Origin of the sequence: Streptomyces sp. NPDC051677 (assembly GCF_044453465.1) — a bacterium.
Classification (GTDB): Bacteria; Actinomycetota; Actinomycetes; order Streptomycetales; family Streptomycetaceae; genus Streptomyces.
On sequence record NZ_JBITCT010000023.1, the window covers coordinates 39,446 to 66,306 of the forward strand.

A 26,861-nucleotide genomic window follows, 5' to 3' on the forward strand; every position below is an offset into this window, starting at 1 on the left:
AGAACGACCCGTCAACCAGGTGCAACGCATCTGCAAAGCATGTGCCGATCTGGCACAGTGACGAGACGAAAAGTTCACACGAGCCTCAACTGTCCGTCGGGTCAGTGGCTTTGCGCGGCCGCAGGCGGCCAAGTGCCCGGCGGGACCGGGCCGCAACCGCTTTCGCGCTGCTTCCGCGCAGCGCCAGGACGGCGATCACCCCCACGAAGCCGAGCGGTACGCCCGCTTCCGGCAGGAACATGCCGACGACGGACGCGATGACGAGGATCACATCCGCGAGGAGGACGGTGACGCCGCGGCGACCCGGGTGCTCCTTCACCATCCACGCGCCGAGGAGGGCCATGCCGGCGAGGGACCAGTAGCCGAAGGCGGCCTGGCCGGTGACGGTCGCGCTGGTGGACGCGCGGACGGAGTCCCCCACCGCGGAGAAGTAGCCCGTGAACGCGGCGGAGAGGATGGTCGAGCCGAGGCCCAGGAGGAGCTGCGTGCGGCGGCGGAGCAGCCAGACCACCGCGCCGACGAGGATCAGGGCGCAGACCGTGACGAAGCTGGAGCCGCTCTCGGAGGCTATGGCGAAGAGGGTGTAGGCGGCGGCGAGGCCGAAGACGATCCGCGGGAGGAGCTTGACCGCCCAGGGGTCGTTCTCGTCCTGGTGGAGGAGACGGCGGAGTGTCTGGGCCAGGTTCTTGGGCGGCGGGGGCGTGTCTCGCCGCGCGGTCTTGCCTCTCGTGTTCATCCCATCCCCGTGCCTGTGGCTTGTTTTCCGAGAGAGGGCTCGGGCGGGGCCACCGACTCGACGGAGGGGCCGGAGGAATCTGCTTCGAGCTTGACGGGGGTGGGTTTGAATCCCATCTGCCACACGGGCACGGCGGCCGTCGGCTTCTCGGGCTGTGCCGGGGCTTTTGCCGTGAGGGTATTGACCTCTGGGGTCGCCTCCTCCTTCGCGGGGGTGGCGACACTCTGCTTCTCCGTGGCCCGTTGCGTGCGTTCGGCTGTCACCGAGGCGAACTCCGACTCCAAGGCCGTCCTGCGTGCCGTGGGGTCCTGGTCTGGATAGGTCTTGGGGTCGACGTAGTGCGCTTTGGTCGGATCGTTGTACTGAAGCTGCGCACGGGCGGCGTCGGTGCCGACCTCGGCCCGCGTCTCCTTCGGCCACGGCTGCGGAGCCTCGTAGGCGAAGTGGATGTTGTCGAGGCCGACGTCCGTGTTGGTGTGGAGGGTGGGGAGCTCTCGGTTGTAGAGGATCGAGCGGGTGTCGGCGTACTGGGCGAAGACGGCGACGGGGCCCTTGGCCGTGGTGGCGTAGGTCTCGGAGATGGTGCCCCAGCAGTTGCGGGTCCAGTCCTCGGTGAAGCCCTTCTCGGCTCCGCCGAGTGCTTCGAGGACCTCCGGTTCCCAGAGGTACATCGAGTTCAGCCGGCGGCCTGCCTCGGTCGTCTCAAGCGTCCGCGCGGATCCTTGCTGCTGCTCGTTCTGGACGGTCGCCCAGGCTTCGGCGATGTAGCGGTTGTCGAGGAAGTTCTGGTCCCATCGGTTCGTCGGCGCGTCCGGGTGATCGATGCCGAACGACCAGAAGGCGCTGGTGGGGGCCGTTCCCTCCGGGGGCGTCACACCCTGCGGATCCTTGGTCAGAGCCTCGATGTACTCCTTGACCGGCATGCCTTTGGCCGCGGCTTCCGTCCGCAGCCGCCGTGCGATGGCCTGGCGGCCCTTCTCGGATCTGGCGTATGCGGCGCGCGCGGCCTCCTCGTTGGCCAGACGGACGGCGAGGGCCTCTATGTTCTCGGGGATCGGCCGTGTGCTCATGCTGCTCCCATTTCGACCGGACGCGGACTGAACTTCACGGAGAGGTTCGCGGCACCGTCCCAGTCCTGTTGCGCGGTTCCCACCGCGAGGGCCACGCTCAGGACGACGAGCGGGCCGGCGCCTGACGTGGGCAGCCAGTACGCCAGCCGATAGGGGTTCTGCTCCTCGATGCGGATCTCCCGGTCGGCGAACTCCTGGCCGCCGATCACGTCGGGGAAGTCCTCGGCGTCCCAGGCCCCCTCCCACGTCGGTTCTCCCAGCACCGAGCAGGCCGCCGTCAGGTAGAGCGGCCACGTGCGTGCGGCCTCCGCCAGTACGGCGGGGTTGTCGGCGGCGGTCTCGGCTCCGGCTCCCCACACCCAGTGGCTGACGCCTGCCACAGGAGCCCAGCTGCCGCCCGGCGCGTTGAGGACGAACTCTCCCCCGGTGTCGGTCCGTACCTGAAGCACCCGTTCGAAGCTGAGCGGAGTCCATCCGAACTGGGCGCACCACATGTCCAGGCCCTGGCCCGGGAGGGGTGGGCCGGACCATACGGTCGGCCAGTCCACGTCGGTCAGTCCGCGCAGTTCGGTGACCAGTTCCTGTGGGGTGCGGTCCTGGAGTCCTGAAGTGAGGCCCATGATCAGTCTCTCGTCTCGGTCGTCGGCACAGTCGTCACAGCAGCCAGCCGGGGCCGTCGTCCTCGGCGTCGGCCGGTCCGTGGCAGGCGAGGGAGATCGTCGCACTGCCCGGGCCCCAACCCGCTGCCGTACCCGCCGCCAGGTTCGCCTTGAGCACGAACAGCGGTGCTCCCGGCGTACGGAAGGACCACACCGCCAGCCGGTACGGGTCCCGGTGCTCCCCTCGCCACTCCGCGTCCCGCCAGTACCCGCGTCCGGGGGAGTCGGGGAAGCCTGCCGTGTCCCAGTCGCCGGACCAGGTGGGCACGCTCAGCACCGACTGGACGGCGGTGACGTACGCGGGCCACTTGGCGGCGGCGAGCGCCATCAGGGACTCGTTCTCCGCCGCCGCGCCCGCCCGGACCGACCACAGGGCGTGCTCGACGCGGGTCACCGGGCGGGCGGGAGCCACCGAGGCGAGGTGGAGGCGGGCACCCTGGGCCGTACGGACCCACTGGCCCGCCTCGAACCACAGCGGTTGCCAGCCGAACCCCGCGCACCAGTGCGAGCGCTTCTCCTCGTCGTCCGGCACCCCCGCCCACACCGTGGGCCAGTCCACCTCGACGAGCCGCTCCAGTTCCGCGACCAACTGGTCGGGGGTGCGGTCGGCGGTCAGGACGGGCATGGGTGGCTCCTCTGGTGCTGCTTACGGGCAGGGGGCGGGGTCAGACGCGGCCGCTGGGGCCACGCGGGTCCCGGGGCGGCGGGGCCGCTGGAGGAGTCGGGGCCACGGGGGGCGTCTGCTGCCGTGGTGCCGGCGGCGCCTCGGCCGGGGCGGGCCGGGGGCGTGGCGCCGACGGCTGCGACTGCGGCGCGGGAGCCGGGCGGGACTCGGTGGGCGGCGTGGACTGCTGCGGGGCCTGCTTGGCGCCCGAGTCGCTGACCCGGCGGCCGCGCCTGGGGGTGGGGGGCGACTGGGCCTCCTGCTCCTCCGGCGGGTGGTTCCTCGCCTCCTGGGCCTCACGTGCCCCCTCCGCCGACCGGTACGCGGTCTGCCGCTGCTCCCGCTTGGACTGGCCGAGCCAGCCTCGCTTCTGCAGTGCGGCCCGTCCCCGGCCCTTGTTGGCGAACTTGTCCACCGCCCAGGCGCCGCCGCGCAGCGTGCTGCCGGCCGCGCGGCCCGTGCCCTTGGCTGTGGTGCCCGCGACGCGGCCGCTGGCGCGGGCCGAGCCGATGGCGAGGCCCGGGGCCATGGCGGCGGCCTTGTCGAAGGTGGCGTTCGCGCCGTCCCGGATGCCGAGGGCGTCCTCGCCGCCCGCGACCTGCGGGGTGAAGTTCCCGGTGAGGAGCTTCTTCAGCATCATCACGACGGCGACGGTGACCAGCAGCAGCATCAGCAGCTGGGTACCGAGGGCGATCTGCGCGGGCAGGATCATCTGGTACAGCACGAGCAGCACGGTCAGGATGACGCCGAAGCCGGCGCGCAGCACGAAGCTGTGGATGAACGTCTCCAGCCAGCTCTTCAGCAGCTTCTGCTGGGAGGGGTGGATGCCGAGCGTGGCGACCAGCGGCAACAGCATGATCAGGATCAGTGTGACCGCGTGCCACAGGAGGGTGAGCGCGCTCAGTGCGAGGACCATCACGCCGACGATGAAGGCGGCCACGAGGGAGTAGAAGGCGATGCCCACCCGGTCGGTGGCGTTCTTGCCGGCCCAGTCGTTGAAGGCGACCGGGTAGATCGTCTTGTCCGGCACTTTCTCGCCGACGGCGATCTCCATACGGATGCTCTGCCAATCCCCGAACTTGTCTCCGTTCGGCTTGGCGTCCCCGCGTTGGTCGTCGACGTTGGTCCAGGACTGGGTGACCGCTTGGCGCACGCGGAGGTCCCCGCAGCGGGGCGTGCCTTTCTCGCCCCAATAGCAGTCGTATTTGGTGTCACTGCTGAATGTGCAGGTCCCGTCCGTGCCGGAGACCTTTCCGTTGCTGTCTTTCCTGAAGATGCAGTTCGCGCCCACATCGCCGAACTGGCCCATGGCCCAGGGGCGGAAAGCGAGGGTGTCGTACATGGCGCAGCTCGACAACCGCAGGCCCACCTCTCCGGGCAGGCCCTTGCCGTTGTTGGGCAGATCGCAGGGGCTCTGCATCTTGCCCGAGACGCCCGCGAGTACGGTCGAGCTGAGTGCGGAGTTGGCGCTGGCGATCCATTCGTCGGAGCTCTGGACGACCTTGTCGTAGTTGTTGCCGGTGAGGAAGGCCAGCACTGCGATCACGGTCAGGGCGGTCCAGGAGACTCCCGCCCACACTTCACGCATGTCGCCCTTGCGCCACTTGGTGAACACCCAGAGGCCGACCAGAAGGATCATCACCGTGAGGGCGGGCTTCAGGACGTTGTCGCGAAGAGTCGTCACCACGTTGTCGCGGCCGGTGTAGAGGCCGGAGAAGGGACTCGGGTTGGAGGCCATCTCCTTGATGGAGATGGAGAACCGGGTGAGCACCTTGGTGCCGTAGAAGACGGCGTCAGCGATCCCGTTGTTGACGTAGTCCATGACCGCGCAGGAATCGGCTCCGCTGCCCCATGTGCCGTTCTTCTCGGCGGCGTTGCCCTTGCCCTTGAAGGTCATGGACCAGTTCAGGCCTCGCATGCCGTTCAACTCGTACAGGGTGTAGCGCTGGGCTTCGTCCTTCTCCACCTTGAAGACGCCCTTGACCGTGCCCTTCTCGTCGCCGAGGTTGTCGGAGCCGCCGCCGTCCTTCCACTGCACGACGGCGGGCATGATGCCCTCGCCGTTACTGCCCGGCGAGTCCATGTGGTAGCTCTCGTCGCCGGTGAAGTTGCAGGAGAAGTCCGCGTACGCCGAACTGGGCGCGGCCAGGGTGAGGGCGATCAGCGCCAGCACCACGAAGAGGCCGGCACGGGCGGCCACACCGGCTTTCCGTATTCGACGGCTCAGTGCGTTGCGCGGATGCATCTGTATTCCTTCGGGGTACGCGTGGGCAAGGTGACGTGTTCGGTGTGCGGGTTCAGTCGCCGAAGTAGTTGCTCAGTGCACAGCCGTCGACGAGGGCCGGAGACTTCTGGAAACCGCTCGGCGCCGAGAAGTCCGGATCGCAGGTCAGGAACAGGAGCTCGGACTTCTGCAGTTCCTGGATCGCCTGGCTTCCGACCGGTATGACCGCGAAGTCCTGGCCGACCAGGAATTTGTCGTTGTTCGCCTTGGCGGCGGTCTGGAACTTCTTCATGTCCGCCACGGACAGGAGGGCGACGGGGGCGCCGGATCCGTCGCTGCACACGCCCCGCTCCTTGATGCCCCAGGACGGGTCCGCCGCCTCGTCGGCGCCCCACGCGGTCCTGTCGCCGTCGTGGTTGACGTCGTAGTCGGCGCCCGTCTTCAGGTCCAGGCAGGAGGTGTACTTGTTCACGTAGTACGCGATGGACGCCAGATCCGCAGCCTTGGGCAGGCCGCCGCCCGCGTCCTGTCCGGTGCTGCCGGAAGAACTGGCGGCCGGGCTTTCGCTCCCGCTGTTCTCGCCCTTGTCGTCGTTGCTTCCGCACCCCGTGACCGCCGTGAACGCGATGAGGGTGGCGCCGATGGTGAGTGCTTTCCTGAAGCGCATGTCGGCCTACTGGTCCAGGGGGTCGGGAAGGTAGTTGGTCAGTACGCAGCCGCTCGCCTGTGCGTCCTCCGTGACGTACCCCTGGGGAGCCTTGAAACCGGGATCGCAATTCTCCAGCAACATCCCGGCTTCGAGCAGGGTCTTGCTCGTCTGCAAGTTCGTTGGGTCGATGATGAAGTCGGCGCCGACGAAAAATCTTGCCAGGTCCGTCCAACCCTGGTCTTTCGCCAACTCCTCTGCCTGCTTGCGGTAGGTCTCCTGGAACGCCTTCATGTCGCTCGGCAGGTAGATGACCCAGCCGCCGACGTCGGACCGGGTTTCTCCGCAGAAGCCGGACTTTCTGATGCCCCAGACGTCCTTATCGGCTGCCTGGGCCGGGGTGTCGTGTTCGTCCGAGGGGCCGAGGAATCCCTCTGCGGGGGTTCCGTTCGCGCTCTGGTCGTCGGTGAGGTTGTTGCACGGCAGACCGGCGCCGGAGATGAACTCCTGCACGTCTCTCAGCGTCTTGGCGCTGGGCAGGCCCTTGGACGCGGAGTCCGAGCCTGATCCGGAGGCGGCGGAGGAGGTGGCCGAACCCTTGCCGTCCGAGCCGGAGTCGGAGTCGGAGTCGGACCCGCAGCCGGTCAACGCGGTGAGCAGGGCCAGGGAGACGATACCCGTGGTCAGGGGCTTGGTCAGGGGCTTGGACAGGGGCATGGGGACGCGGGCCTCCGGGGACGAGGTGGGTTCGGGCGAGGTCATACGGCGGCCGATTCCTGGGGGGCCGGCTGGGAAGTCGCCGGGTCCTCCTCCGCCTCCTGCAGGAAGGTCCAGTCCCAGACACTCAGTGGGGGGTTGATGCCCTGGCGGGCCGGGCGGGTGGTGCCGTTGGTGTCGGTGGCGGCGAGGATCTCCTTGAAGACCAGGTCGACGGCGACCGTGCCGACCCGCTTGTCGGCGTCGCGCTGGAGGCAGACACCCGTGCGGAGTTCCTGGAGGGCGGCGATGACCTTCGGGTCGTTCTCCGGGCGGCCCAGGAGCGGGGCCACCAGGGAGGCTTCCTGCGCCGACTTCTGCTTGAAGGCGAAGACCGTGTGGATCTGGTTGGCGCCGCCGCTGCGGGCCTCGGAGTCCTCGATCTGGACGAGGTCGATGGCCTGCTGGGTGATCAGGACGGTGACGGCGAGGTAGGAGCGGCCCTGCTTCAGGGCGCGGCGCATCAGGTCGCGGCCGGACTCGGTCGCCGTGACGACGTACGCCTCGTCGACGAAGAGCGCCTTGGGGCGCAGGCCGATCTCACCGGTCACCGGGTTCTTCTCGTAGCCGACGTCGAGCATCTGGCTGCCCAGTTCCACGACCGCCATCAGGGCCGTCGCCGCGAGACGTTCCGCCGGGTTCCAGTTGCGCGGGTCGGAGGCCGCCGGCGACTGGAAGCCGCGCAGGGTGATGACGGTGCGGCGCTTGCGCATGCTGGAGAGGGGCTGCGGGTGCTCGGCGAAGGAGAGCCGGGCGTAGGGGAGCGTCCGCAGCTCGGTGAGGAGCATCTGCGCGAGCTTGAGGTCCTTGATCGCCTCGCGGTCGCCGCTGGCCACCGCGTGGTCGTACGCCGCGACGACCTCGTCCACGACCTGCCACAACGTCGGGCGGGGGACGGCGAGTTCGGCGTCGCGGGCGGTGTAGCCCTGCTCGACGGCCTGGCGGATCGCGGAGTTGTAGCGGCCGATGACGGTCGCCATGCCCTCGATGACGGGGAGGCGGACGCGCTGGTAGTCCTCGTCGCCGAGGAAGCCGCGGAGCATGGACTCGGCGAGGAGGCGGCCGGCGGGGACGTCGCGGGCGATGACCCACGGGTCGAGGACGCCCGCCTGGCCCTTCAGCAGGTCGACGACCTCCGTCTCCGCCCAGAACTCCGGGTTCACGGGCTGGAACCGGCTCTGCGGGGTGCCGAGGAGGCCCTGCTCCGCGTCGCTCGCGAAGGCCGGGTCGTTCACCTGGGAGCCGAAGGCCAGGTAGTAGCACAGCTGGGCGAAGTCGGTCTTCGGGTCGATGACCAGGCAGCGGACGCCCGACTCCGACTCCTCGTAGAACTTCTGCAGGGCCAGGGACGACTTGCCGCCGCCGGACGCGCCGACGATGGCGAGGCCACCGCCGTCGTTGCGGGCCGGGCCCACGTGGAGGGAGTAGTGGACCGGCATCTTGCCCGCCCAGCCGACCAGGTTGCCGACCCAGCCGAGCCGCTTGCCGGACCGCTGCTCGGGGTTGTCGCCCAACTCCGTGCCGGCCGTGGGGAGTCCGGCGCCGAGCTGCTCCACCTCCTGGAGACGGAGATACGGGGCGATCGGCAGCTTGGGCGCGTCGCCCGGCAGCTGGGACTGGAGCAGGCGCCACTGCTGGCGGGTCGGGCGCAGCAGCGTGACCTTCAGGTCCTGCTTGAACTGCATCTCCAGGACACGGCGCCGGCGCTCCAGCTCCTTCACGTCGTGCGCGGAGATCGTGAAGCGGATCTGCGCCTCCATGCCCGGCATCTTGTGCTCTTCGATGTCGTCGACGAGCTCCTGGGCGCGGGTGACCTGGGTGGCCAGCTTGGTGTCGGGGCTGCGGCCGGAGTTGGCCATGTCGTTCATCTCGTCGACGAGGTTGCCGCGGATCTTGTCGGCGCGGTCCTTGAACTTCAGGTACGGGATGAGCGTGAACCGCATGTCGATCTCGACGGGGAAGTCCACGTGCTGGGCGGCGTAGCGCGCCCAGGCCGTCGACTGGCGGAAGCGGGTCTCCGCGGGCCAGTTGGCGGCCACGAGTGTCGTGGTGTAGCTGGTCTGCTGCTCGCCCGTCACCTCGTCGTACTGGTTCAGGACGATGTGCGTCTTGCGGTTCTCGCCGGAGAAGTCGACGACCAGGTCGAACTGGTTGGGGCCCCAGGCGCGCGAGCCGAGCACCGGCTCCGGCGGGACCGGCAGGTCGCCGTGGAGCGGCTTGCGGATCAGCCAGACGAGCTCCTCGCGGCTGAGCGGGGCGCCCTTGAGGCCCTCCAGGCTCTCGTGGACCTCGACGGCCGTCTGCGTCCACTCGGCGAGGACGTGCGGGGAGAGGTACTCGTCCGCGACGCCGGTCGCGGTGGCGGCGGCCTGGTCGGCGGCGCCGCGCACGCCCTGGAGGAGGCCGGGCTCGTCGTACGGCTCGTCGTCCTGGGCCAGGACGCCGGTGCCGCCGCTGGTCCGCTTCAGCGAACCCAGCTTCACCAGCAGGATGTTGCGCTCCCGCTTGGCGCCGATGCGCTCCTGGTACTCGGCCTTGCGCAGGTTGTACGCCTTGTAGTTCTCGGTGGGCTCCCAGGCGATCGCGTTCAGCTCCTCCGCCCAGGTCAGCGCGGTGATCGGCTGGTAGACCTTGCGGTAGTGGCACTCGACGTTGCGGTCGCCGCGGGCCAGGTTGAGCAGACCGCGGGCCGGGCCCTCGGCCATCGCCTGGAGCTCGCCGGCGTTCAGGTACTCGTCGATGGCGTTGGGCAGGACCATGCCCGTCCACACCGAGTCGCCGTGCACGAAGATCATGTCGTCGGCGTAGCGGTAGGGGAGACGGAGGTCCTCGCGGCGGGTGGACGCCGACGAGCCGGACTGCCTGGAGCGGGAGGAGGACGACTGCCTTGAGCCGCCCTGGCCGCCCTGACCGTTCTTCTTGCTCGACGAGGCGGCCATGATCATGGCGACCACGAAGAAGGCGGCCGCCCCGCCCAGAAGGATCAGCATGAACATGGAGGAGTCACCTGCGGTAGTCGACGTGAAGGACGTGAAGGACGTGAAGGAGGACGGGAGGGGTCAGCGGTAGGTGGAGAAGGCGCTGCCGCGGGCGGCGGCGGCCTGGCGCGCGGCGTCGTAGCGGGCCTGCCAGCGCGGCGAGCCGGGGGTGAAGATGATGACCTGCCAGTGCAGCTCTTCGGGCTCCTGGTCGGCGGCGAGGCCCTGCAGGCGCTTGGGCTGGAACCACCAGTCGGTCCACACCACGAGCTGCTGGCTCAGCGTGAGCGCCGAGGGCAGCGGCCGTCCCCAGACGAAGTAGACGGCGAACGGCGGCCCGAAGTAGAGGATCGACGTCCACATCGACATCCCGAGGAACGGCAGGAACGCCGACATCGTGAACAGCGCGATGAGCCAGATCAGCCCGAAGCCGAAGGCCGCGCCCAGTGCGGGCAGCAGCAGGCCCGGCAGCGGGATGTTGCCCCAGTTCCAGATCCGCTTGGGGCGGTTGACCAGATCGGTGTGGTCGTACGCGACCAGCGGCTCCGGCGGTGCCTCCTGGCTCATGTTTGCGAACTCCCCTGGTAGGGACGGCTACTGACGGACCGTCGGGCATGGCCCGGGCGATGGGTCAGTTGCCGCCGCCGATCTGGCTGCCGAGGCCGATCAGTACGCCGGCGAGACCGCCGGCGCCACCGATGATCAGGGCGGCGAGCGCGATCATGCCGAAGCCCTGGAAGGCCTCGCGCATGCCGTCGCCGCGCTTCATCGACATCAGCATGCGGATGCCGAGGATGAGCAGGGCGATGACGGCGACCATGGTCCCCGCGTTGCGGAGGATGGTCTCGATCTCCCCGAACATGTCGTCCAGGGTCGTACCGGCTGCCAGGTACATGGTGATTCCTCTCGGGTGGTGGAGCGGTGTCAGGTGGCGCGGGGGTCGAGGGCGGCGCGGTGCCGGTCAGGACTTGCCGGGCTGCTTGCTCTTGGGCGCCTGGGGGGTCGTCGAGGCGGACGTGGACGGGGAGGCCGGGGCGGACGGCGAGGCACTCCCCGTCGCGGCGCCGCTGTCGGTCTCGTCGCTGTCGGCCCGGCCGCCCTGCTTGTCGAGGACGCCGCCCCGGATGTCCTTGACGAACCAGCCCTGGGCCGTGTTCACGATCGTCATCCGGTACGCGCGACTGACGGCGACGCCCTTCGCGTCGCTCCAGTCGACGACCACGCGCACCTGGACCGCCTGTCCGGCGCTGTAGGCGTACGGGTCGCTGTCCTGGACGCTCGCCGGGACGAGCGCGACGACGGTGCCGACCTGTGGGTTCGTCATGCGCCCGGACAGGCCTGTGGTGGCGGTCAGGGTCGCGTCGGGTGTGATGAACCGGGACATCGCCGTCGCGTCGGAGGCGCCCCAGGCCTCGAAGTAGCCCGGCAGCACCTTCTGCTGGAGCTGCGTGGAGAGCGTGTCGTCCACGACCTCGTCGCGCTGGTCGAGCTCCGGCACGTCCGCACGCGCAGGCAGCGGCATCTGGCCGACGTTGCCGGCGACGCGCATGCCCTCGCCCGTCTTGAGGTTCTGCACGTACACCGGGACGGTGAGCGTGGTGAGCGTGCCGTCGTCCGTCCGGACCTGAACGCCGATGTACCGGCCGTGGTCGCCGTACTCGGGAAGCTTCTCGGCGGTGCCGTCCCATGTGGCGGAGACCGCCTTGCTGGTGCCCTCGCCGCTCCAGCCGCACTCGGGGTCGACGCCGGCGGAGGCGTAGCGGGCGAGGTCGGTCCGGCGGGCGGACGAGGTGTCCGGGGAGAACGTCATGCAGAGCTGCGCGTACTGCTCCGCGAAGGCCGCTGCCTGCTCGGTGGGGAACTCGGTGAGGCGGTAGCGGGTGGCGTCCGCCTCGTCCAGTCCGGCGGTGGTGGCACTGGAGGACTTGCCGACCACGAGTCCCATCACGCCGCAGGAGCCCAGTGCGAACACACACGTGGAGATCAGCAGCGTGGCGCGGAGCGCGACGTGCGTACGGCGTCCGCCGCCGGGGATGCGGCCGCCGGGCTTGGGGACGTCGAAGTCACGGGCGGGCTTCGGGGTGGCCTGGGCCGGGGCGGCGGCAGGGGCGGACGTGGAGTGGGCAGCCGTGGCGGTGCCGGCCGTGGGCGTGGGGTTGCTCGCGGCGGGAGCATGGGGCGCGGGCTGACCAGCCGCGACGGGCGTGGGCGCAGGCGCGGTGGCAGCGGCGGTGGCGGCCGTACCGCCCCTCTTGCGCTGTTCCTTCTCCGCCTTCTTCTGCTCGTAGGCAGCCTTGCGTGCCGCCCGTTCCCGCTCGCGCTTCTCCTTCTTCGACTCGCCCTGGGAGCGCGTTTCACGCGGCGGCAGCGACGGTACGGCGGCCTGGCCGGCCCGGGGCGTGTTGCGCACCCAGGCGGCGGCGACCTGTGCGCGGGCCGCGTCGGAGGGGAGCTGCTGGGGCTGCGGCTGCCGTGGGGCGGTGGGCTGCGGGGCGGGGGCCTGCTGCCCCTGGCTCTGCGCCTGCCACGCCTGTTGCTCTGGCTGCTGGGACGGACCGAAGGACCCGGGCTGCCCGGAAGGCTGGCCTCCGCCGACCGCGCCAGCAGGGCTGTTGTGGTCTGTCATCGAGTCGGTTACTCCAGCGAGTCGGTTCCCCGTCCGCCTGGGCGGGTTCACGACCGCACCGCACGACGGGCCCTGGCCCAGCCAGGTGCGCTGGCAGTGTGACAAAGACCCGTCCCGGGACCGGCGTCGTTTTCCTCGCCGGGAGACGGAGAATTCCCGGCGGGATCTCTTGGGGAATCCCGTCGGGAAAAGTGTCAGGGACACGGCGGGAAGACTCCGCGCCGAACCGGCCCGCCCTGGGCTCACAATGCGCTGGGCACGCCTGCCCGACGTGCCCGGTACCGCCCTCGGTACCGCCCCACCCCACCGCCCCACCCCACCGCCCCACCCCACCGCATCACCCCACCGCATCACCCCTGGACCCGACGGACCCGGCGAAGGACGAGAGTTGACCGACCACAACGGGAACCCGCAGCAGCCGCAGCACCCGCAGCAGCCCGACCCGCGCACCTGGGAGATCCCCCAGCAGGCCCCGCCGGTCCAGCAGGCCGCGCCGGTCCAGCAGCCTCCTGCCCCCGCCGTGGCGTCGGCCCTCCAGGCGCCGCAGGTGTTCCAGGCCGACCGTGCCTGGGTCGACGGTTACGAACCCGGCAACCCCTGGCAGGCCCGCCTGTGCGTGGAGACGCCGTACGGGACCTTCGCCTATCCCCTCACCCCGAACACGATTCCCGAACTTCTCGAGCAGATGGTCCTGGTGGCCCAGGAGCAACAGGGGCTGCCGGTCGGGTTCGACGAGGATCCCGAGCCGCAGCCGGCGGACGACGAGGCCGTCGACGAGGAGCAGCAGGGTTTGACCGCCCGCCTGCAAGGGGGCCGTGCGGCGCGGATGAGCGGCTGGAGCGTCGTCCACGACCTGTGGGAACGCGAGGATCCGACGGCGCGCATCGTGATGGGCGCGATCGTGGTGGTGGTGTTGGTGCTGGGTATCTTCCTGACCTGATCACGCGACCACCGCAGACCGACCGACAGGGGCACGGATGAACGGCACCGAAGAGACCGCGAGGGAACCGGAGTTCTACTTCGCGGACGTCTTCGTCTTCGTCTCCGACTACCTCGCCCAGTTGATCCGCCGCCGCGTCAACGGCTCCACGGCCACCTGGTGCCCGAAGTGGTGGGAGCACCCCGAGGCCGGCGCCCGCCTCTCCGCCCTCTGGCTGGCCTGGGAACACCTGCGCCAGGACCCGGCGCTCGGCATGTCCACCTGGTGGCTGCACCATGCGGATCCTCACCTGCGGGTCCTGATGGACGCCGACTCGGGCCCGTTCGCGGCCTGTTCGCCCAAGGACGGTCACACGGCCTACCCCTTCGAACCGCTGCCGGTGGATCCACGGCCGGAGTGAGCACCAGGCACACCACATCACCGGGGGTTCGGCCGCCCGCCCCTCCCTGAAACCCCGCCCGCTCTTTTCCCGAGAGGCGTCCGCTCCTTTCCCCGTCGGGAAAACCCAAGGCCTCACCTTGCCGCCGCCACCTACCGTGTGCCGGTCACCCGTCGACCGCCGTACCGGCTCAGCACAAGGAAGGCGCGGGAACGTGGAGTTGCCTGCCGAGAACAAGCGCACGGCACTGCTGCCTCTGGTCGTGCTCGGCGCTTTGCTGATTCTCGTGCTGACGGTGTTCACCGTCTTCGACGGAGACGACGGCGATGACGGCGCCGACGCGGCGCCGGCCGCCACCTCCGACGGTCGAAACGGCGCCGACGCGGGCTCGGGGTCTTCGGGATCCGCGGGTTCCGATGCGCCCAGCGGCGGTGCCACCCCCATCGTCCAGCCCTCCGAAGTGGCCGAGGCCCACGCCGTCATGGCGAAGTACATGGCCGGGCTCACCACCTACGACCACACCAGCAAGGCGGCTGCCTGGAGCTCCCCGTTGCTCGGACTCACCACCGGCGACACACAGATGAAGCAGGCGACCGTGCTGCCGTCCGGCAAGGAGTGGGCGACCTGCCAGGCCGAGCAGTGCTCGTCCAAGGGCGCGGCGGTCGTGGAGCGTGACGCGGTGATAGCCGACGACGTGGTGCGCGGCAGCGGCAGGACGATATCCAGTCTGGTGAAGGTGACCACCACGCACACCTCCGGCGGACAGTCCTCGACCGAGGAGAACGAGTGGCTGGTGACCGTCAAGGAAGACGGCGCCCAGTGGGAGGTCTCCGGCTTCGACGTCTTCGGACTCGGCAACGTCGGGTCCTCCGAAGACTCGGGGGAGTGAGCCGCCCGTGGTGGCACCCGCTGTACTCGCGGCCGCGGCGAAGGCCGCGAAGGTCGCCAAGTCCGCCAAGAAGGCGGGCCGGCTCGCGGCCGGGTCCGGAGGCGGCCAGAACGGCGACGGCGGCCAGAAGAAGGACAAGAGCTTCAAGTGGTGGATGATCATCGGCGGTGGTGGCGGGCTGGCCGCCGCGTCGGTGGTCTTTCTCGTCCTGCTGCTCATCGGCAGCATGGTCGGCGGCGTCGGCAACGGCGCGACCAACGCGGCCTGCGGCGACTACGCGGACAACGCCAACGCGGGTAACACCGGTGACGCCGCGGCCACCAACCCGATCATGCCGGCCGGCAAGATGTACATGCCGAGCGCGACCGCCCGCGCCGAGATACCGCCGAAGATGATCCTCGCCGCGATGCGCGCCGCCGCCAACTACGACGGCCTCGACTGGACGCTCATCGCCGGGCAGATGTACCAGGAGACCAAGTTCGGCCAGGACAAGTCGGCCGCACCCGGCGGCAAGAACTCCCTCGGGTACATGGGGATCCTGCAGTTCGGTCCCCCGGCCTGGACGGACTACGGTTCCGACGGCAACGACGACGGCAAGAAGGACCTCTACAACATCGACGACGCGGCCTGGGCGGCCGCCAAGTTCCTGCACGCCAAGAAGGCCGAGACGGAGCCCTTCAAGGCGCTGCAGAACTACTCCGGTTCCACGGCCTCCAACACGATCTACCCGCGGGTCGTCCTCACCCAGGCCGCCCGCTACCGCGGGGTGCTCACCGGTGACAAGGACCTCATCGAGCGCTGGTACGCGCACCTGAAGGAGACGGTCGAGAAGAACCCCGACTTCCCGACCCTCGGACAGCAGTCGGACATCCCGGAGCCGGTGGGCAACGACGCCCAGCCCACCAAGGCCCTCAGCATCCCCTCGTCCCCGGCCCGTTCCTGGTCCACGCCCCCGATGGACGACGACGGCGAGACCACCACCGCCATGGCGCCGGCCGCGTACACCACGGGGGCGGCGAGCACGACGCGCACCGCGAGCGTGACGACCGTCGCCTTCCCCGAGGCGAAGCAGCCCACCGTGGTCGGCGGCAAGGACTGGCAGTGGCCCATGAAGGAGGGCACCTACTCGCTGGGCACGCCCTACCACCAGAACGGCAGCATGTGGAGCCTCGGCTACCACACCGGCCTGGACCTCGTGGCGACGTCAGGCACCCCGATCTACGCCCCGGCCGACGGCAAGGTGGTCCACGCGGGCCCCGGCGGCTCGTACGGCAACGAGACGGAGATCCAGCACGCGGACGGCGTCATCACGCTCTACGCCCACCAGACCTCCATCAAGGTGTCCGTCGGCCAGACCGTCAAGCGCGGTCAGCAGATCGGCACAGTCGGCGCGACCGGTAACGTCACCGGACCCCACCTGCACTGGGAGGTCCGGGTACCTGGCGTCGACAACCCCTTCGTCGCCGGCCAGGACCAGGGCCCCGGCATGGTCGACCCGAAGGCCTGGATGGACGGCCGGGTCACCGCCAACCCCGACTACGGCACGGTCCCCGGCTCCGCGGAGCAGAGCAGGGACGACCAGTACGCCCAGTGCGCTCAGGGCAACGGCGGCGCGGCCGTCGCGCCCGACGGAGCCGGCGCCTCCGGCGTCATCCCCGACTCCGACGACCCGGTGATCCGCGCCGTCCTCGGCTGGGCTCAGCGCGGCATCGGCACCCCGTACGTGTATGGCGCGCCGCGACTGCAGGGCCAGAATCCCACCAGCTTCGACTGTTCGAGCTTCACGCAGTGGGCGTACTACATGGCCAGCGACGGAAAGATCGACATCGGCAGTACGACGTATTCGCAACAGCCCTACCTGAGCAAGTACAAGGTGGACCTGTCCGATGCCCAGCCCGGTGACGTGATCTTCTTCGGGCCGGAGGGCGGCGGCAGGTCGAGCCATGTGGGCCTGGTCTGGGACGCCAAGGGCCACAAGATCATCCACGCTCCGCGTCCCGGCAAGTCGGTCGAGTTCAGCACCTGGGACTACCAGGCCGAGATCACCGGCGTCTACCGCGTCCCGATCCCGCAGGGCACGAACGCGGTCGAGGGCGACGGCACGAGCAACACGACGGGCGCCTGAAGCCGGTGCCCGTCGCCACGCCAGGCACACCAGGCACACCGTATTCACCGCATGGAGCAGGGAAGTTGACGAAACCACCTACCGCCCTCGTCGCCGGGACTCTCCTGGCTCTGGGACTCGTCACCGGCTGTGGTGGAGGGGACGGGCCGACGGGTGCGGACACCACCGGCTCGGCATCCCCCAAGGCGTCGGCCGGCGCGGCGGCGGCGCTCGCCTACCCGGGCGAGCCGATCCCCGGTCTCGCCGCGAAGCCCGCCTGGAGCCTTGCCCAGAAGACCGGCGCTCACCAGTCGTGCGCCGGTGATGCCGCTCGCGCGTCCGACCAGCAGGGCCAGGACGGCGTCTGCACGGTCGGTGACGCCTTCCTCCTGGTCGAGGATCTGTCCGCGCCGGTCGCCGAGGGCGAGTCGGATCCGCAGACGGCGCGCTTCGTCGGTCACCTCTACGATGCGGCGACCGGCAAGGAGCGCAAGGCGTTCACCGTCACGTGCGCTTACGACCCGGCCGTGAGCGATGCACCCGTCCGCGACATGCAGATCCAGGTGGGCGCGTGGAGGGACGGCTCCCCGGCCGTCCTGATCCGCAGCTGCGAGAACACCGCGGCGAGCGGATTGAAGAAAGCCGCCGTCAACACCGTCTACACCATGTACGCGCCCAGCGGCGCGAAGCTGGGAAGCTCCACGTACACCGGCGAGGAGCATGCCGAACTGCCCGTCATCCGGGGTCATGTTCTCCTGCCCGGCGGGGACGACGACCGCACGCTCGCCCCGCTCGGCGGCGGCAAGAACCTGGTGCTTCCCGCGAAGCTCGCGAAGGCCGACGCCATCGGCGCCGGACAGGGCTACACGACCGAGGGCGACGGCAGGAACGAACCCGTGTCGGTGATCGACCGCAGCACGGGCAAGTCCCTGTGGACCACGACGGACCTCACACCGCCCGCGGACGTCGTCGCGCAGAGCAAGGACGGCAAAGAGGCGGATGCCGAGCTGTACCCCCTCCACGGCGACCAGGCGATCCTCGTCTGGTCGGCGAGCGGCTCCAACGACGCGGTGCTCACCACGGTCGACCTGCGTACCGGAGCTCTCCTGGCCGTCGGCCCGCACACCACGGTCAAGGAGTTCAACCAGGTCGCCGTCCCCGTTGTCTCCCCCGACGGCACGACAGCCGTCGTCAACTTCGCCGAGGAAGCGGTGGCCTGGAACACCCGGACCGGTGCAGAGCTGTGGCGGCAGGCGGCCGACGACAAGGACATCCGGCCTCTGGTCGTGACGACCGACGATGTCCTGTTCGCGGAGCTCGGATCCGACCGGGGCGCGCTGGCGATGGGGACCAAGAAGCTGCTCGGCCTGCTCCCGGAGCAGACCAGCCCTCCCACGCAGTTCTCCACCAACGGCTACACGCTCGTCCCTGCCGACAACGGTCTTTTCGCCTTCCTGGCGACCAAGGCCTGACCGCTGCCCGACGAAGCCCCCAGACAGTCTCGAAGTCCAGAGAAGTCCAGAGAAGTCCAGAGAAGTCCAGAAAGGACGGACCCGCGGGTGACCGCAGAACAGAAGAAGAAGCCCCGCGCCGAGGACGACTGGACCTTTGAGATCGTCATCGCCGTCGCGGTCGTGCTCGTCGTCGCCGCCGGCGCCTGGCTGGCGGCGAAGATCGGGGCCGGGTATGCCGACGCGCCCGCGCCGGCCTCCAATCCGCTGACGTTCCTCGTCGACGTGATCAAGGGCGACTACAGCTGGCCGGGTTCGCCCGCCAGTGCCGTCGCCGCCGGGGAGGCCGTGGTCGTCGGGATCCTCGCGCTGGCCGTGTACCGGGTGCGTGAACGCTTCCGGAACAAGCCCGAGGTGGACGGCGCCGCCAAGCACCTCGCGCAGGGCGAGGAGCTCGGCAAGCTGACCATGAAGGGCGCCGCCGCCACCGCCGAGCGCCTCGGCGTGCAGTCGAGCACGCCCGGCGTGTTCATCGGACGGTCCGTCAAGGGGCGGCAGCCGCTGTACGGGTCGTACGAGGACATGCACATCGACATCTGGGGGCCGCGGACCGGTAAGACGACCCGGCGTGCCATCCCCGCCATCCTCGACGGGCCCGGCGCCGTCCTCGTCACCTCCAACAAGCGGGACATCGTGGACGCCACCCGGGGCCCGCGCACCGCGCGCGGACCGGTGTGGGTGTTCGACCCGCAGCAGGTCGCGCAGGAGGAGCCCAGCTGGTGGTGGAACCCGCTGTCGTACGTCACCGACGTCGCCAAGGCCCGCAAGATGGCCGACCACTTCGCCAGCGGCTCGCGTGACGCCAACGCCTCCACCGACGCCTTCTTCGACCCGGCCGGCCAGGACCTCCTCGCCAACCTGCTGCTCGCCGCCGCCTGCGCCAAGGCGCCGATCACACAGATCTACACCTGGCTGTCCAACCCCAAGGACGACGCCCCCGAGCGGATCCTGCGCGGCGCCGGACACGCCATGCCGGCGGACGGGCTGGCCGGCGTTGTCAACGCCCCCGACAAGCAGCGCAGCGGCATCTACGGCGTCGCCCAGCAGATGGCGTCCTGCCTGGTCAACCCCGAGGTCAACCGGTGGGTCACACCGCCCGCCGACGAGTACGCGGGGCAGTTCGACCCGCACGCGTTCGTCCGCGGCGGCGGCACCCTGTACTCGCTCAGCCGGGAGGGGCGCGACTCCGCCGGGCCGCTCGTGACCGCGCTCACCGTCGCCGTCGTCGAGGCCGCCGAGGAGTACGCCACCACCCAGCGCGGCGGCCGTCTCCCGCTGCCCCTCGTCGGCGTCCTCGACGAGGCCGCCAACGTCTGCCGCTGGCGTTCCCTGCCCGACCTGTACTCCCACTACGGCTCGCGCGGCATCATCCTGATGACGATCCTGCAGTCCTGGGCGCAGGGCATCGAGGTGTGGGGCGAGCGCGGCATGGAGAAGCTGTGGTCCGCCGCGAACGTCCGCGTGTACGGCGGCGGCGTCTCCGACACCCGCTTCCTGGGCGATTTGAGCGAACTGGCCGGCGAGTTCGAGCTGCGCGAGTACCAGACCAGCCGGGAGTCGGAGTTCGGCGGCTGGTCCGGCGCCCGCGCGATCAGCGAGTCCACGCGCCGCGAGCGTGTCCTGCAGGTCTCCGACCTCGGCGCCATGCCCCCCGGCCGGGCCCTCGTGCTCGCCTCCGGCACCAAGCCGGTGCTGGTCGAGACGGTCCCGTGGTGGGAGGGCGCGTACGCGGCGGAGGTCCAGGCCTCGCTGAAGAAGTACGACCCCGGGGCGCGCTGAGCCGCCCCCGAACCGGTCGCGATTGCGCTGGTCACACGGGGTCACGGCCGCCGCCACGTTCGTGAACGCCTCCGTGCCGTCCGCCTCCGTGAACGAGACCAGGTAGTAGAGGGTGGTCCCGGCGGGGGCGGTGGCGTCGGTCCAGTAGGAGGTCGTCGCCGGGGACTCGGTCAGGCGGACCCAGTTGTTCGTCGCGCGGTCCCAGCGGTGCACGTGGTAGCCGTCGGCCTCGGTGAAGCGTGCCCCGAAGCAGTAAAGGTCCCCACCACGACACCGCCCGTGCGGACGGCTGAGGCGCTCAGGTCGCAGGCCGTGACCTCGGGCGCCGGGGTGGTGGGGTGGGGCCGAGGTCGGGTTCGGTGACCTCGACCGTGGCGACGGGCTCGCTCCACTCGTCGCTGCGGAAGGTCGCGACGTTGTCGTAGCGGTCCACGGCGACGACGACGAAGCGCCGGCCGGGGCGATGGTCGGCCGGCCGCTGACGACGGCGGACTCGGAGTGGTTCCAGGCGGCGTCGTGCCCGACGACCTTGTAGTCGTAGGACCGTCCGTACAGCGCGCGGGTGTCCCTCCAGGCACTGTCGGCGGTCTCCGGGTACTCGGTCCACTCGGTCCACTCGGTCCCCGAGGTCTCCTTGCGGAGGACCGAGAAGGCGACGACGTCCACCGGGGCCGTCCAGGACAGGTCGTTGGAGTCCGCGGTGGGCGTGACCGGCAGGACCGGCGCGGCGGGCGCGGTGAGGCCCGGCGTCGGGACCGGGCCGAGGGCTGCGGCGCCGGCCGACTCGTTGCCCGCCTTGTCGTAAGCGCGGAGCTGGTAGAGGTACGACTGTCCGGTCGACGGCGGGACGTCGGTGAACGTGCGGAGCGTGGTCGCCCCGATCCGGGTCCAGGCGGCATCGTTCCACGAGCGTCGGCAGACGCGGTAACCGGCGAGGTCCATCTCCTTGTTGGCGGCCCAGCGCAGGCCCGCGGCCTCGCCCCCGCCGGCGTGCGGGGCGTGGTCCCAGGCGGCGCCGGTCGGCGCCAGCGGCCTCACCTTGTCCACGGTCGCCGAAGTCCGGGGCGTGTAGCCGAACCTGACGTTCGCGGCGCCCGTCCAGTTGACGTAGTCGACGCGGAGGGTGTGCTTGCCGGACGGGACGGGCACGTTGACGGTCTGACTCGCCGTCGCCGCCCGTTCTTGTCTCCCGGGCACGTCCACGACCGCTTCCACGGCCGCTTCCGCGACGGAGCCTCCGACAGGTCTTCGCAAGGTCTTCGCATCGTCTCCATGTGTCTGCGTCCGATAAACGGAGTGTGATGTTGCTCCTTCGTTAACCGGTTCCGCTTGACGCCGATGGTCGCCGCCGCGTTGTCTTTTGAGACACCTGGGTCACCATGTCGCACCCTCGTGTGCCCGGAATCGCACCGAACGCACCTGAAGTGAGCCCCGAATGCGTCGTATCGCCATAGCCGTGGTCGCCTCCACGATGTCCCTCTCGCTCGCCGGGTGCGGGATGCTGGGAGCCTCGGAGAGCAGCGACAGCGCGACACCGACTCGGAGCAACGACATCACGGTGGGCGTGCTGATGCCGGAGACGACGAACACCCGGTACGCGGAGTTCGACTACCCCATCATCAAGAAGACGGTCGCCGAGCTCACGCAGAACAAGGGCAAGACCGAGTACGCGAACGCCGCCGGGGAAACCAAGACGCAGAACACCCAGATGCAGAAGATGATCGACGACAAGGTCGACATCATCCTCCTCGACGCCGTCGACGCGAAGGTGATCGCGCCCATGGTGCAGAAGGCCAAGGACGCGAAGATCCCCGTCATCGCCTACGACCGCCTCGCCCAGGGCCCGATCGACGCGTACGTCTCCTTCGACAACGAGCTCGTCGGCGAGGTGCAGGGCCGTAGCCTCGCGGAGGCCATCAACAACCCCAGCACCGCGGACAAGATCGTCATGGTGAACGGCTCGCCCACCGACCCGAACGCAGGCCAGTTCAAGGCGGGCGCGCTCAACGAGCTCAACGGCCGGGTGACGATCGCGAAGTCGTACGACACCGACAAGTGGAGCCCGAAGCTCGCCCAGGCCGAGATGACGAAGGCGATCGAGGCGCTCGGCAAGAACAACATCGCCGGTGTCTACTCCGCCAACGACGCCATGGCCGGCGGCATCGTCAAGGCCTTCGAGGCGGCGGGCATGAGCGACGGCGACCTGCCCCCGATCACCGGTCAGGACGCGGAGCTGCCGGCCGTGCAGCGGATCATCACCGGCGAGCAGTACATGAGCGTCTACAAGCCGTACCCGGCGATGGCCGCGGCCGCCGCCCAGGCAGCCGTCGCCAAGGTCCAGGGCCGTGAGCTCCAGTTCGAGGCCCTCACCCGCGACAAGGTCGACAGCCCCACCACCAAGGACATTCCGGCCAAGCTGCAGACCGTGGTCGCGCTGACGAAGAGCAACATCAAGACGACCGTCATCGCCGACGGCATCTACACGGTCGCCCAGATCTGCACCGCCAAGTACAAGGCCGCCTGCGACGCCCTGAAGCTGAACTGAGGTCGCCGGGCCCGATCCCCGGGCCCGATCCCCGGACCCGACCCCTGGGTCCGTTGGCCTACCAGCCCATCAGCGGCTTCATGGTGATGAGGACCCCGCCCGGCGTGAACGGCGCCGGGCTGGTGTTCATGTAGCCGGCCGCATCGCGGTCGCCCGAGACGCGCAGACCGTTCACCTTCGCGTCGCGCGGGACGTCGTACCAGAGCTCGACCTCGATCAGGTCGTGCCCGCCGATCTTCACGCTGTCGTGCTGCCGCCGTACGGCCATGGCGAAGGTGTCGGGCTGACCCGGACGGCCGGGGACGCCCGCCAGCCGCTGGCTCTTCGCCACGTACGTGTGGAACTCCGGGTCCTGGTTGTCCACCCGCAGTCGCGCCCAGCAGAACTGCCCGTCGGGCTGTCCCTCGCTGTGCGACCCGGATACCGCGTTCAGCCCGCAGCGCAGGAACAGCAGGGTGAAGGTGAGATGCCCGTCCTTGTAGGGGCGGGAGGCCGCCTGCGCGGCAGTGGAAGTGGCAGGGGCGGAGGGCGAGTTCGGGGCGGCGGACGGCTCTCCCCTCCCGCCCTCGCCCGCGCAGCCCCCTGCCCCCGCCGCCGCGCACAACGCCACCGCCCCCACGGTCAGCGCCCGTACCCGGTTCCTCGCCATACCGGGATTGTGCGGCCCCCGCCCCCGAAACGGGAGCCCCCCGGCACCGCATCCCGCGAGCCCGGCCGGACTCCCCCGTGGCCCGGCCGGGTTGGTTCCGCCTCCCCCGAGTGGGGAGCACCCGGGGGAACGCGGAAGTCAACGATGCACCGTCGCAAAGGCCCGGCACCACCGTCAGCTTGTTGCAGTGCGAGGGGAGGAGGCCGGGAGAAACTCACGCAGACGGGTGGTTTTCTACGGCCTCGGCCGGACAAGCCGTGTTGCGGACCCGGTCCGGGCCGCGCATAGTTGCGCTCCGGAAGCGGCGTGGGCGGGGGTGGATGGGCGATGGCCGGGCACGGGACGGAGGAACATCCACACGGTGCCGACCGACTGTGCGACGCCGGGGATCGCGTGTATTCCCGGGCCGTACGGCGCGGTCGGGTGGCCCGGACCGACGCCGAGCCGGTCCCGTGCCTCCTCGAACTGGCCCTCCTCCACCCCGACCCCGACGACATGGACTGGCTGGTCCCGACCTCCCCGCAGGAGGTCATGACCCGGCTGCTGCACGGACTCTACGACGAGGTCAGCGCGAGCCGGCGGCGGATGGGCGCGGCGGTCGCCGCCTTCGAGTGGTACGCGGGCCTGGGCGGTCCGGCGCGGGGCGCGACGGCCGGGGAGGGCGCGGCGATCCGGGTCCTCGACGGCTCCTCCCGGATCCAGGCCGCCCTGGACGCGGCGACCGAGGCGTGTACGACCGAGGTCCTCACGGTGCAGCCCGGCGGCATCCGGCGTGAGCACGAACTGTCGGAGGGCCTGCACCGGGCCCTGGAGCTGCGCGGCCGGGGCGTGCGCATGCGCGACCTCTACAACCACGTGGCCCGGCACGGCCAGGGCCTGCTCACCTACCTGGAGCTGATGGGCGACGCGGTGGAGGCCCGCACCCTGGACGAGGTCATCGACCGGCTGATCCTCTTCGACCGCACGGTCGCCTTCATCCCGGCGAACACCGACCGCACGATGGCCCTGGAGCTGCGCCACCCGGCCCTGATCTCCTACCTGGTGACGGTGTTCGAGCGGCTGTGGCGGCTGGCGATCCCGCTCACCGCCCCGCTCCCCGAGACCCGCATCGAGGGCATCTCCCACCGCGAGCAGTCCATCGCCGCCCTGCTGGCGGAGGGCCACCAGGACGCCGTCATCGCCGAGCGCCTGGGCATCAGCGTCCGCACCTGCCGCGCCCACATCGCCCGCCTCTCGGAGACCCTGGGCGCCGCCAGCCGCACCCAACTCGGCGTCCGCATAGCCCAGGTCGGCCTGGACCGCCCGTCGGACGCGACGGGGACGGGGGACGGGACGACGGCGGGGACGGGGGCGGGGGCGGTCAGTGTCCCGGCTCCGGCTCCTGCGCCGGCCCCTTCCCCGGCTCCTGCGCCGGCCCCTGCTCCCGCCCCCGGTGCTGTTCCCGGTCAAGGATCCCCGACTGGCCGATGAGGTAGCCGAGTTGGGCGCGGCTCTCGCTGCCGAGGGTGGCGGCGAGCTTGGCGATGTGGACGCGGGCCGTGCGGACGTTCATGCCGAGGCGGTCGGCGATGACGGCGTCGGTGTGGCCCTCGACCAGGAGCGCGGCGATGGCCTGCTGACGGGGCGTCACGCCGCCCAGGGACGGCCGTCGGACGGCCTGGGGGTACATGGGGGTGGCGAGCCGCCAGAGGCGGTCGAAGGTGGTGGTGAAGTACGTGAGGAGGGCGGGGTGGCGGACCTCCAGGGCCAGCAGGCCGTCCTCGCCGGCGGGGATGAAGGCGACCGTGCCGTCGATGGCGATGAGCCGGTCGGTGACCTCGTCCAGGGTGCGGGCCTCCGCGGCGCCGCGGAGCTGCTCGTAGCGGGACAGGACGAGCGGCTGGTGGCGCTGGGTGTGCTGGTAGAGGGTGCGGATGCGGCAGCCCCGGTCCAGCAGCGCCTGGTCGCGGGCCATGGCGACGGCCTGGGCCGTCTCAGCGCGCGGCCCGCTGTAGTGCACGTGGGGCTGGATGCAGAGCACTTCGTCGGTCGCCTCGGCCATCGCCTCGGTGATGGCCGCGTTGATCCGCTCCGTGCCGCTGAGGATCCGCAGCGAGGCGGGGTCCGTGGGGGGAGTGTGGCTGCCGGTGACGCGCATGAGCGGCTCGAAGAGCGCCGCCAGTCGTTCCTCGCGGCGGCGTTCCTCGGCGATGCGGGTGCCGGAGGCGCGCAGCAGCCGGTGCAGGGCGAGGGCCGGGGGGACGGGTTCGAGCTGGGCGAGGTCGTCGACGACCGGGTGCAGCAGGCCGAAGGAGAGCAGGCACGGGGCCGCCGTCTCGGCCGCCTCGGTCTTGACGCGTCCGTCGCGCAGGGCCTGCTCGTAGAGCTTCGCTCCCGCGGCGCACAGGTTCTCCACGCCGTGGTGGGGGTGCGGCGGCACGCTCACTGCGGTCTGCCTCCTGTCCGTGAGTCCGTGAGTCCGTGAGTCCGTGAGTCCGTGCGTTCGTGCGTTCGTGCGTTCGTGCGTTCGTGCGTTCGTGCGTCCCTGGGTCCGCCCGTAGGTCCGCCGTGAGGGCCGGCGGGAGGTCCTTCGGGCGGGTGTCAGGGTTCCTGTCTGAGGATGCCCGACTGGGCAATGAGGAAGCCGAGTTGGGCACGGCTGCCGCTGCCCAGGGCGGTGGCGAGTTTGGCGATGTGGGCACGGCAGGTGCGGACGTTCATGCCGAGCCGGCGGGCTATCGCCTCGTCGACGTGCCCCTCGACGAGGAGCTTGGCGATGGAGTGCTGGATGTCCGTGATGCCGTCCGGCGCGGTCTCGTACGGGGCGCCGGTGGCCAGGGGTACGGCGCGGCCCCACATGAACTCGAAGACCTTGATCAGGTAGCGGACGAGCCCCGGGTGCCGGAGTTCGAGGGCGACCTGCCCGTCGTCGCGGGTCGGGATGAACGCCACGGTCTCGTCGCAGATGATCAGCCGCTCCACGAGTTCGTCGATGGTGCGGTACTCGACCTTGCCGTCGGTGAACTGGGAGACGTAGGCCAGGGTCTCGGGGCTGTAGCGGGCCGTGTGCTGGTAGAGGGTCCGGATGCGGCAGCCGCGTTCGATCAGCGGCCTGTCGCGCTCAAGGCCTTGGACGAGGGTGTGCTCCAGGCGGCGGCGGCTCGGCTGGACGGTGAGCATCTCGGTCTGGCACTGGGAGGTGGCCAGATCGAGCGCCGCGTTGATCCGGTCGATGCCCTCCAGCACCGTGATCGAATGCGTGGTCGGCGTCGGCTGGGCGCTGAGGGTCATGAACGGCTCGAAAGCGTCGGCGAGGTCCACCGACAGCCGTCTGCGCTGGGTGATTTCGCGTTCGATCGGGTTCAGCAGCTGGGACAGGGCGATCGACGGGGGCACCGGGCGCAGCCAGTTCGCGTCGTCGGGGTCGGCATGAAGCAGGGCGAACTCCATCAAACACGGAGCGGGCTCCACGTCCGCACGGGCTATGCGTCCCGTCCGAAGTGCGTTCCCATAGAGACGGCGACCTTCCTCGCACAGCTCAGTCGGCGCATGAGGATGTGTCTGCTTTGTCTCATTTTTCGTCAAATCTCCACCCCCCAGGGTCCTGAACGTGCAGGAACATGATGCATCGATTGTGTGGCCATGACGTGCCCGAATGGGCCATCGTCGTAGTCGACGGGGGAGAGGTGACCTTCAAATGAGGACGAAGCCGACTATGCATAAGAGA

Annotated in this window: 24 protein-coding genes; 9 read left to right on the forward strand and 15 right to left on the reverse strand. The window is 70.2% G+C overall.

The annotated features are described in order from the left end of the window. Positions 1–85: 85 nt before the first annotated feature. The 11 genes from ACIBAF_RS25895 to ACIBAF_RS25945 form a co-directional block, all read right to left on the reverse strand. The gene (locus ACIBAF_RS25895; protein WP_399466070.1) at positions 86–736 is read right to left on the reverse strand and encodes a hypothetical protein; all 651 of its coding nucleotides are present in this window, start codon (positions 734–736) and stop codon (positions 86–88) included. Next, on the reverse strand, positions 733–1,806 hold the full coding sequence (locus ACIBAF_RS25900) for a hypothetical protein (protein WP_399466072.1): 1,074 nt from the start codon (positions 1,804–1,806) through the stop codon (positions 733–735). The genes ACIBAF_RS25895 and ACIBAF_RS25900 overlap by 4 nt, the downstream gene beginning before the upstream one ends. Beyond that, positions 1,803–2,426: a hypothetical protein gene (locus ACIBAF_RS25905; protein ID WP_399466073.1), complete on the reverse strand. Its 624-nt coding sequence runs from the start codon at positions 2,424–2,426 to the stop codon at positions 1,803–1,805. The genes ACIBAF_RS25900 and ACIBAF_RS25905 overlap by 4 nt, the downstream gene beginning before the upstream one ends. A 34-nt stretch (positions 2,427–2,460) precedes the next feature. Then, positions 2,461–3,090 (reverse strand): hypothetical protein, encoded by a 630-nt coding sequence (locus tag ACIBAF_RS25910; protein ID WP_399466074.1) that lies wholly within the window; start codon positions 3,088–3,090, stop codon positions 2,461–2,463. A 40-nt stretch (positions 3,091–3,130) separates the two neighbouring features. Next, the gene (locus ACIBAF_RS25915) at positions 3,131–5,329 is read right to left on the reverse strand and encodes a hypothetical protein (RefSeq protein ID WP_399466076.1); all 2,199 of its coding nucleotides are present in this window, start codon (positions 5,327–5,329) and stop codon (positions 3,131–3,133) included. A gap of 97 nt (positions 5,330–5,426) precedes the next feature. Continuing rightward, on the reverse strand, positions 5,427–6,020 hold the full coding sequence (locus tag ACIBAF_RS25920) for a hypothetical protein (protein WP_399466078.1): 594 nt from the start codon (positions 6,018–6,020) through the stop codon (positions 5,427–5,429). A gap of 6 nt (positions 6,021–6,026) precedes the next feature. Next, positions 6,027–6,761, reverse strand: coding sequence for a hypothetical protein (locus tag ACIBAF_RS25925; protein WP_399466079.1), 735 nt, complete (start codon positions 6,759–6,761; stop codon positions 6,027–6,029). After that, positions 6,758–9,751 carry an ATP-binding protein gene (locus ACIBAF_RS25930; protein ID WP_399466081.1) on the reverse strand — a complete coding sequence of 998 codons (2,994 nt, stop codon included), beginning with the start codon at positions 9,749–9,751 and terminating at the stop codon, positions 6,758–6,760. The genes ACIBAF_RS25925 and ACIBAF_RS25930 overlap by 4 nt, the downstream gene beginning before the upstream one ends. 63 nt (positions 9,752–9,814) lie before the next feature. Further along, on the reverse strand, positions 9,815–10,300 hold the full coding sequence (locus tag ACIBAF_RS25935) for a hypothetical protein (protein ID WP_399466082.1): 486 nt from the start codon (positions 10,298–10,300) through the stop codon (positions 9,815–9,817). Between the two features lie 64 nt (positions 10,301–10,364). Continuing rightward, positions 10,365–10,628, reverse strand: coding sequence for a hypothetical protein (locus ACIBAF_RS25940; protein WP_399466084.1), 264 nt, complete (start codon positions 10,626–10,628; stop codon positions 10,365–10,367). Between the two features lie 66 nt (positions 10,629–10,694). Continuing rightward, the gene (locus ACIBAF_RS25945) at positions 10,695–12,359 is read right to left on the reverse strand and encodes a conjugal transfer protein (RefSeq protein WP_399466085.1); all 1,665 of its coding nucleotides are present in this window, start codon (positions 12,357–12,359) and stop codon (positions 10,695–10,697) included. Positions 12,360–12,747: 388 nt separating this feature from the next. Here ACIBAF_RS25945 and ACIBAF_RS25950 point away from each other — a divergent pair, with 388 nt between their 5' ends. The 6 genes from ACIBAF_RS25950 (at position 12,748) to ACIBAF_RS25975 (ending at position 19,961) form a co-directional block, all read left to right on the forward strand. Further along, the gene (locus tag ACIBAF_RS25950; protein WP_399466087.1) at positions 12,748–13,299 is read left to right on the forward strand and encodes a hypothetical protein; all 552 of its coding nucleotides are present in this window, start codon (positions 12,748–12,750) and stop codon (positions 13,297–13,299) included. A 37-nt stretch (positions 13,300–13,336) separates the two neighbouring features. Then, positions 13,337–13,699 (forward strand): DUF4913 domain-containing protein, encoded by a 363-nt coding sequence (locus ACIBAF_RS25955; RefSeq protein ID WP_399466088.1) that lies wholly within the window; start codon positions 13,337–13,339, stop codon positions 13,697–13,699. 193 nt (positions 13,700–13,892) lie between these two features. Beyond that, positions 13,893–14,567 carry a hypothetical protein gene (locus ACIBAF_RS25960; RefSeq protein ID WP_399466090.1) on the forward strand — a complete coding sequence of 225 codons (675 nt, stop codon included), beginning with the start codon at positions 13,893–13,895 and terminating at the stop codon, positions 14,565–14,567. Positions 14,568–14,574: 7 nt separating this feature from the next. Then, positions 14,575–16,692, forward strand: coding sequence for a peptidoglycan DD-metalloendopeptidase family protein (locus ACIBAF_RS25965; protein WP_399466091.1), 2,118 nt, complete (start codon positions 14,575–14,577; stop codon positions 16,690–16,692). Positions 16,693–16,757: 65 nt separating this feature from the next. Next, positions 16,758–18,143 carry a PQQ-binding-like beta-propeller repeat protein gene (locus ACIBAF_RS25970; RefSeq protein ID WP_399466092.1) on the forward strand — a complete coding sequence of 462 codons (1,386 nt, stop codon included), beginning with the start codon at positions 16,758–16,760 and terminating at the stop codon, positions 18,141–18,143. A gap of 87 nt (positions 18,144–18,230) precedes the next feature. Further along, positions 18,231–19,961, forward strand: coding sequence for a type IV secretory system conjugative DNA transfer family protein (locus ACIBAF_RS25975; protein ID WP_399466093.1), 1,731 nt, complete (start codon positions 18,231–18,233; stop codon positions 19,959–19,961). A gap of 298 nt (positions 19,962–20,259) precedes the next feature. Here ACIBAF_RS25975 and ACIBAF_RS25980 read toward each other — a convergent pair whose 3' ends face one another. After that, positions 20,260–20,394 carry a hypothetical protein gene (locus ACIBAF_RS25980; protein WP_399466094.1) on the reverse strand — a complete coding sequence of 45 codons (135 nt, stop codon included), beginning with the start codon at positions 20,392–20,394 and terminating at the stop codon, positions 20,260–20,262. 129 nt (positions 20,395–20,523) lie between these two features. On the opposite strand from ACIBAF_RS25980, the gene ACIBAF_RS25985 reads away from it, so the two are divergent. Together ACIBAF_RS25985 and ACIBAF_RS25990 are read left to right on the forward strand one after the other, a co-directional pair. Further along, positions 20,524–20,766: a hypothetical protein gene (locus ACIBAF_RS25985; protein ID WP_399466095.1), complete on the forward strand. Its 243-nt coding sequence runs from the start codon at positions 20,524–20,526 to the stop codon at positions 20,764–20,766. A 630-nt stretch (positions 20,767–21,396) separates the two neighbouring features. Further along, entirely contained in the window at positions 21,397–22,506 is a 1,110-nt protein-coding gene (locus tag ACIBAF_RS25990) for a sugar ABC transporter substrate-binding protein (protein ID WP_399466096.1), read from the forward strand. Positions 22,507–22,564: 58 nt separating this feature from the next. On the opposite strand, the gene ACIBAF_RS25995 is transcribed toward ACIBAF_RS25990, so the two are convergent. Further along, positions 22,565–23,155, reverse strand: a complete 591-nt coding sequence (locus tag ACIBAF_RS25995) for a hypothetical protein (protein ID WP_399466098.1) — start codon at positions 23,153–23,155, stop codon at positions 22,565–22,567. A 327-nt stretch (positions 23,156–23,482) separates the two neighbouring features. Here ACIBAF_RS25995 and ACIBAF_RS26000 point away from each other — a divergent pair, with 327 nt between their 5' ends. Beyond that, positions 23,483–24,625 (forward strand): LuxR C-terminal-related transcriptional regulator, encoded by a 1,143-nt coding sequence (locus tag ACIBAF_RS26000; protein WP_399466100.1) that lies wholly within the window; start codon positions 23,483–23,485, stop codon positions 24,623–24,625. On the opposite strand, the gene ACIBAF_RS26005 is transcribed toward ACIBAF_RS26000, so the two are convergent. Continuing rightward, positions 24,516–25,580, reverse strand: a complete 1,065-nt coding sequence (locus ACIBAF_RS26005) for a helix-turn-helix transcriptional regulator (RefSeq protein ID WP_399466101.1) — start codon at positions 25,578–25,580, stop codon at positions 24,516–24,518. The genes ACIBAF_RS26000 and ACIBAF_RS26005 overlap by 110 nt on opposite strands. Positions 25,581–25,735: 155 nt before the next feature. After that, positions 25,736–26,584: a helix-turn-helix transcriptional regulator gene (locus ACIBAF_RS26010; protein WP_399466214.1), complete on the reverse strand. Its 849-nt coding sequence runs from the start codon at positions 26,582–26,584 to the stop codon at positions 25,736–25,738. Positions 26,585–26,861: the final 277 nt, after the last annotated feature.

What these genes read in the sequence shown, in the direction of transcription:
- ACIBAF_RS25895 (WP_399466070.1), bottom strand. Translation starts at nt 736, where the DNA reads ATGAACACGAGAGGCAAGACCGCGCGGCGAGACACGCCCCCGCCGCCC.
- ACIBAF_RS25900 (WP_399466072.1), bottom strand. Translation starts at nt 1,806, where the DNA reads ATGAGCACACGGCCGATCCCCGAGAACATAGAGGCCCTCGCCGTCCGT.
- ACIBAF_RS25905 (WP_399466073.1), bottom strand. Translation starts at nt 2,426, where the DNA reads ATGGGCCTCACTTCAGGACTCCAGGACCGCACCCCACAGGAACTGGTC.
- ACIBAF_RS25910 (WP_399466074.1), bottom strand. Translation starts at nt 3,090, where the DNA reads ATGCCCGTCCTGACCGCCGACCGCACCCCCGACCAGTTGGTCGCGGAA.
- ACIBAF_RS25920 (WP_399466078.1), bottom strand. Translation starts at nt 6,020, where the DNA reads ATGCGCTTCAGGAAAGCACTCACCATCGGCGCCACCCTCATCGCGTTC.
- ACIBAF_RS25925 (WP_399466079.1), bottom strand. Translation starts at nt 6,761, where the DNA reads ATGACCTCGCCCGAACCCACCTCGTCCCCGGAGGCCCGCGTCCCCATG.
- ACIBAF_RS25930 (WP_399466081.1), bottom strand. Translation starts at nt 9,751, where the DNA reads ATGTTCATGCTGATCCTTCTGGGCGGGGCGGCCGCCTTCTTCGTGGTC.
- ACIBAF_RS25935 (WP_399466082.1), bottom strand. Translation starts at nt 10,300, where the DNA reads ATGAGCCAGGAGGCACCGCCGGAGCCGCTGGTCGCGTACGACCACACC.
- ACIBAF_RS25940 (WP_399466084.1), bottom strand. Translation starts at nt 10,628, where the DNA reads ATGTACCTGGCAGCCGGTACGACCCTGGACGACATGTTCGGGGAGATC.
- ACIBAF_RS25945 (WP_399466085.1), bottom strand. Translation starts at nt 12,359, where the DNA reads ATGACAGACCACAACAGCCCTGCTGGCGCGGTCGGCGGAGGCCAGCCT.
- ACIBAF_RS25955 (WP_399466088.1), top strand. Translation starts at nt 13,337, where the DNA reads ATGAACGGCACCGAAGAGACCGCGAGGGAACCGGAGTTCTACTTCGCG.
- ACIBAF_RS25990 (WP_399466096.1), top strand. Translation starts at nt 21,397, where the DNA reads ATGCGTCGTATCGCCATAGCCGTGGTCGCCTCCACGATGTCCCTCTCG.
- ACIBAF_RS25995 (WP_399466098.1), bottom strand. Translation starts at nt 23,155, where the DNA reads ATGGCGAGGAACCGGGTACGGGCGCTGACCGTGGGGGCGGTGGCGTTG.
- ACIBAF_RS26000 (WP_399466100.1), top strand. Translation starts at nt 23,483, where the DNA reads ATGGCCGGGCACGGGACGGAGGAACATCCACACGGTGCCGACCGACTG.
- ACIBAF_RS26010 (WP_399466214.1), bottom strand. Translation starts at nt 26,584, where the DNA reads ATGGAGTTCGCCCTGCTTCATGCCGACCCCGACGACGCGAACTGGCTG.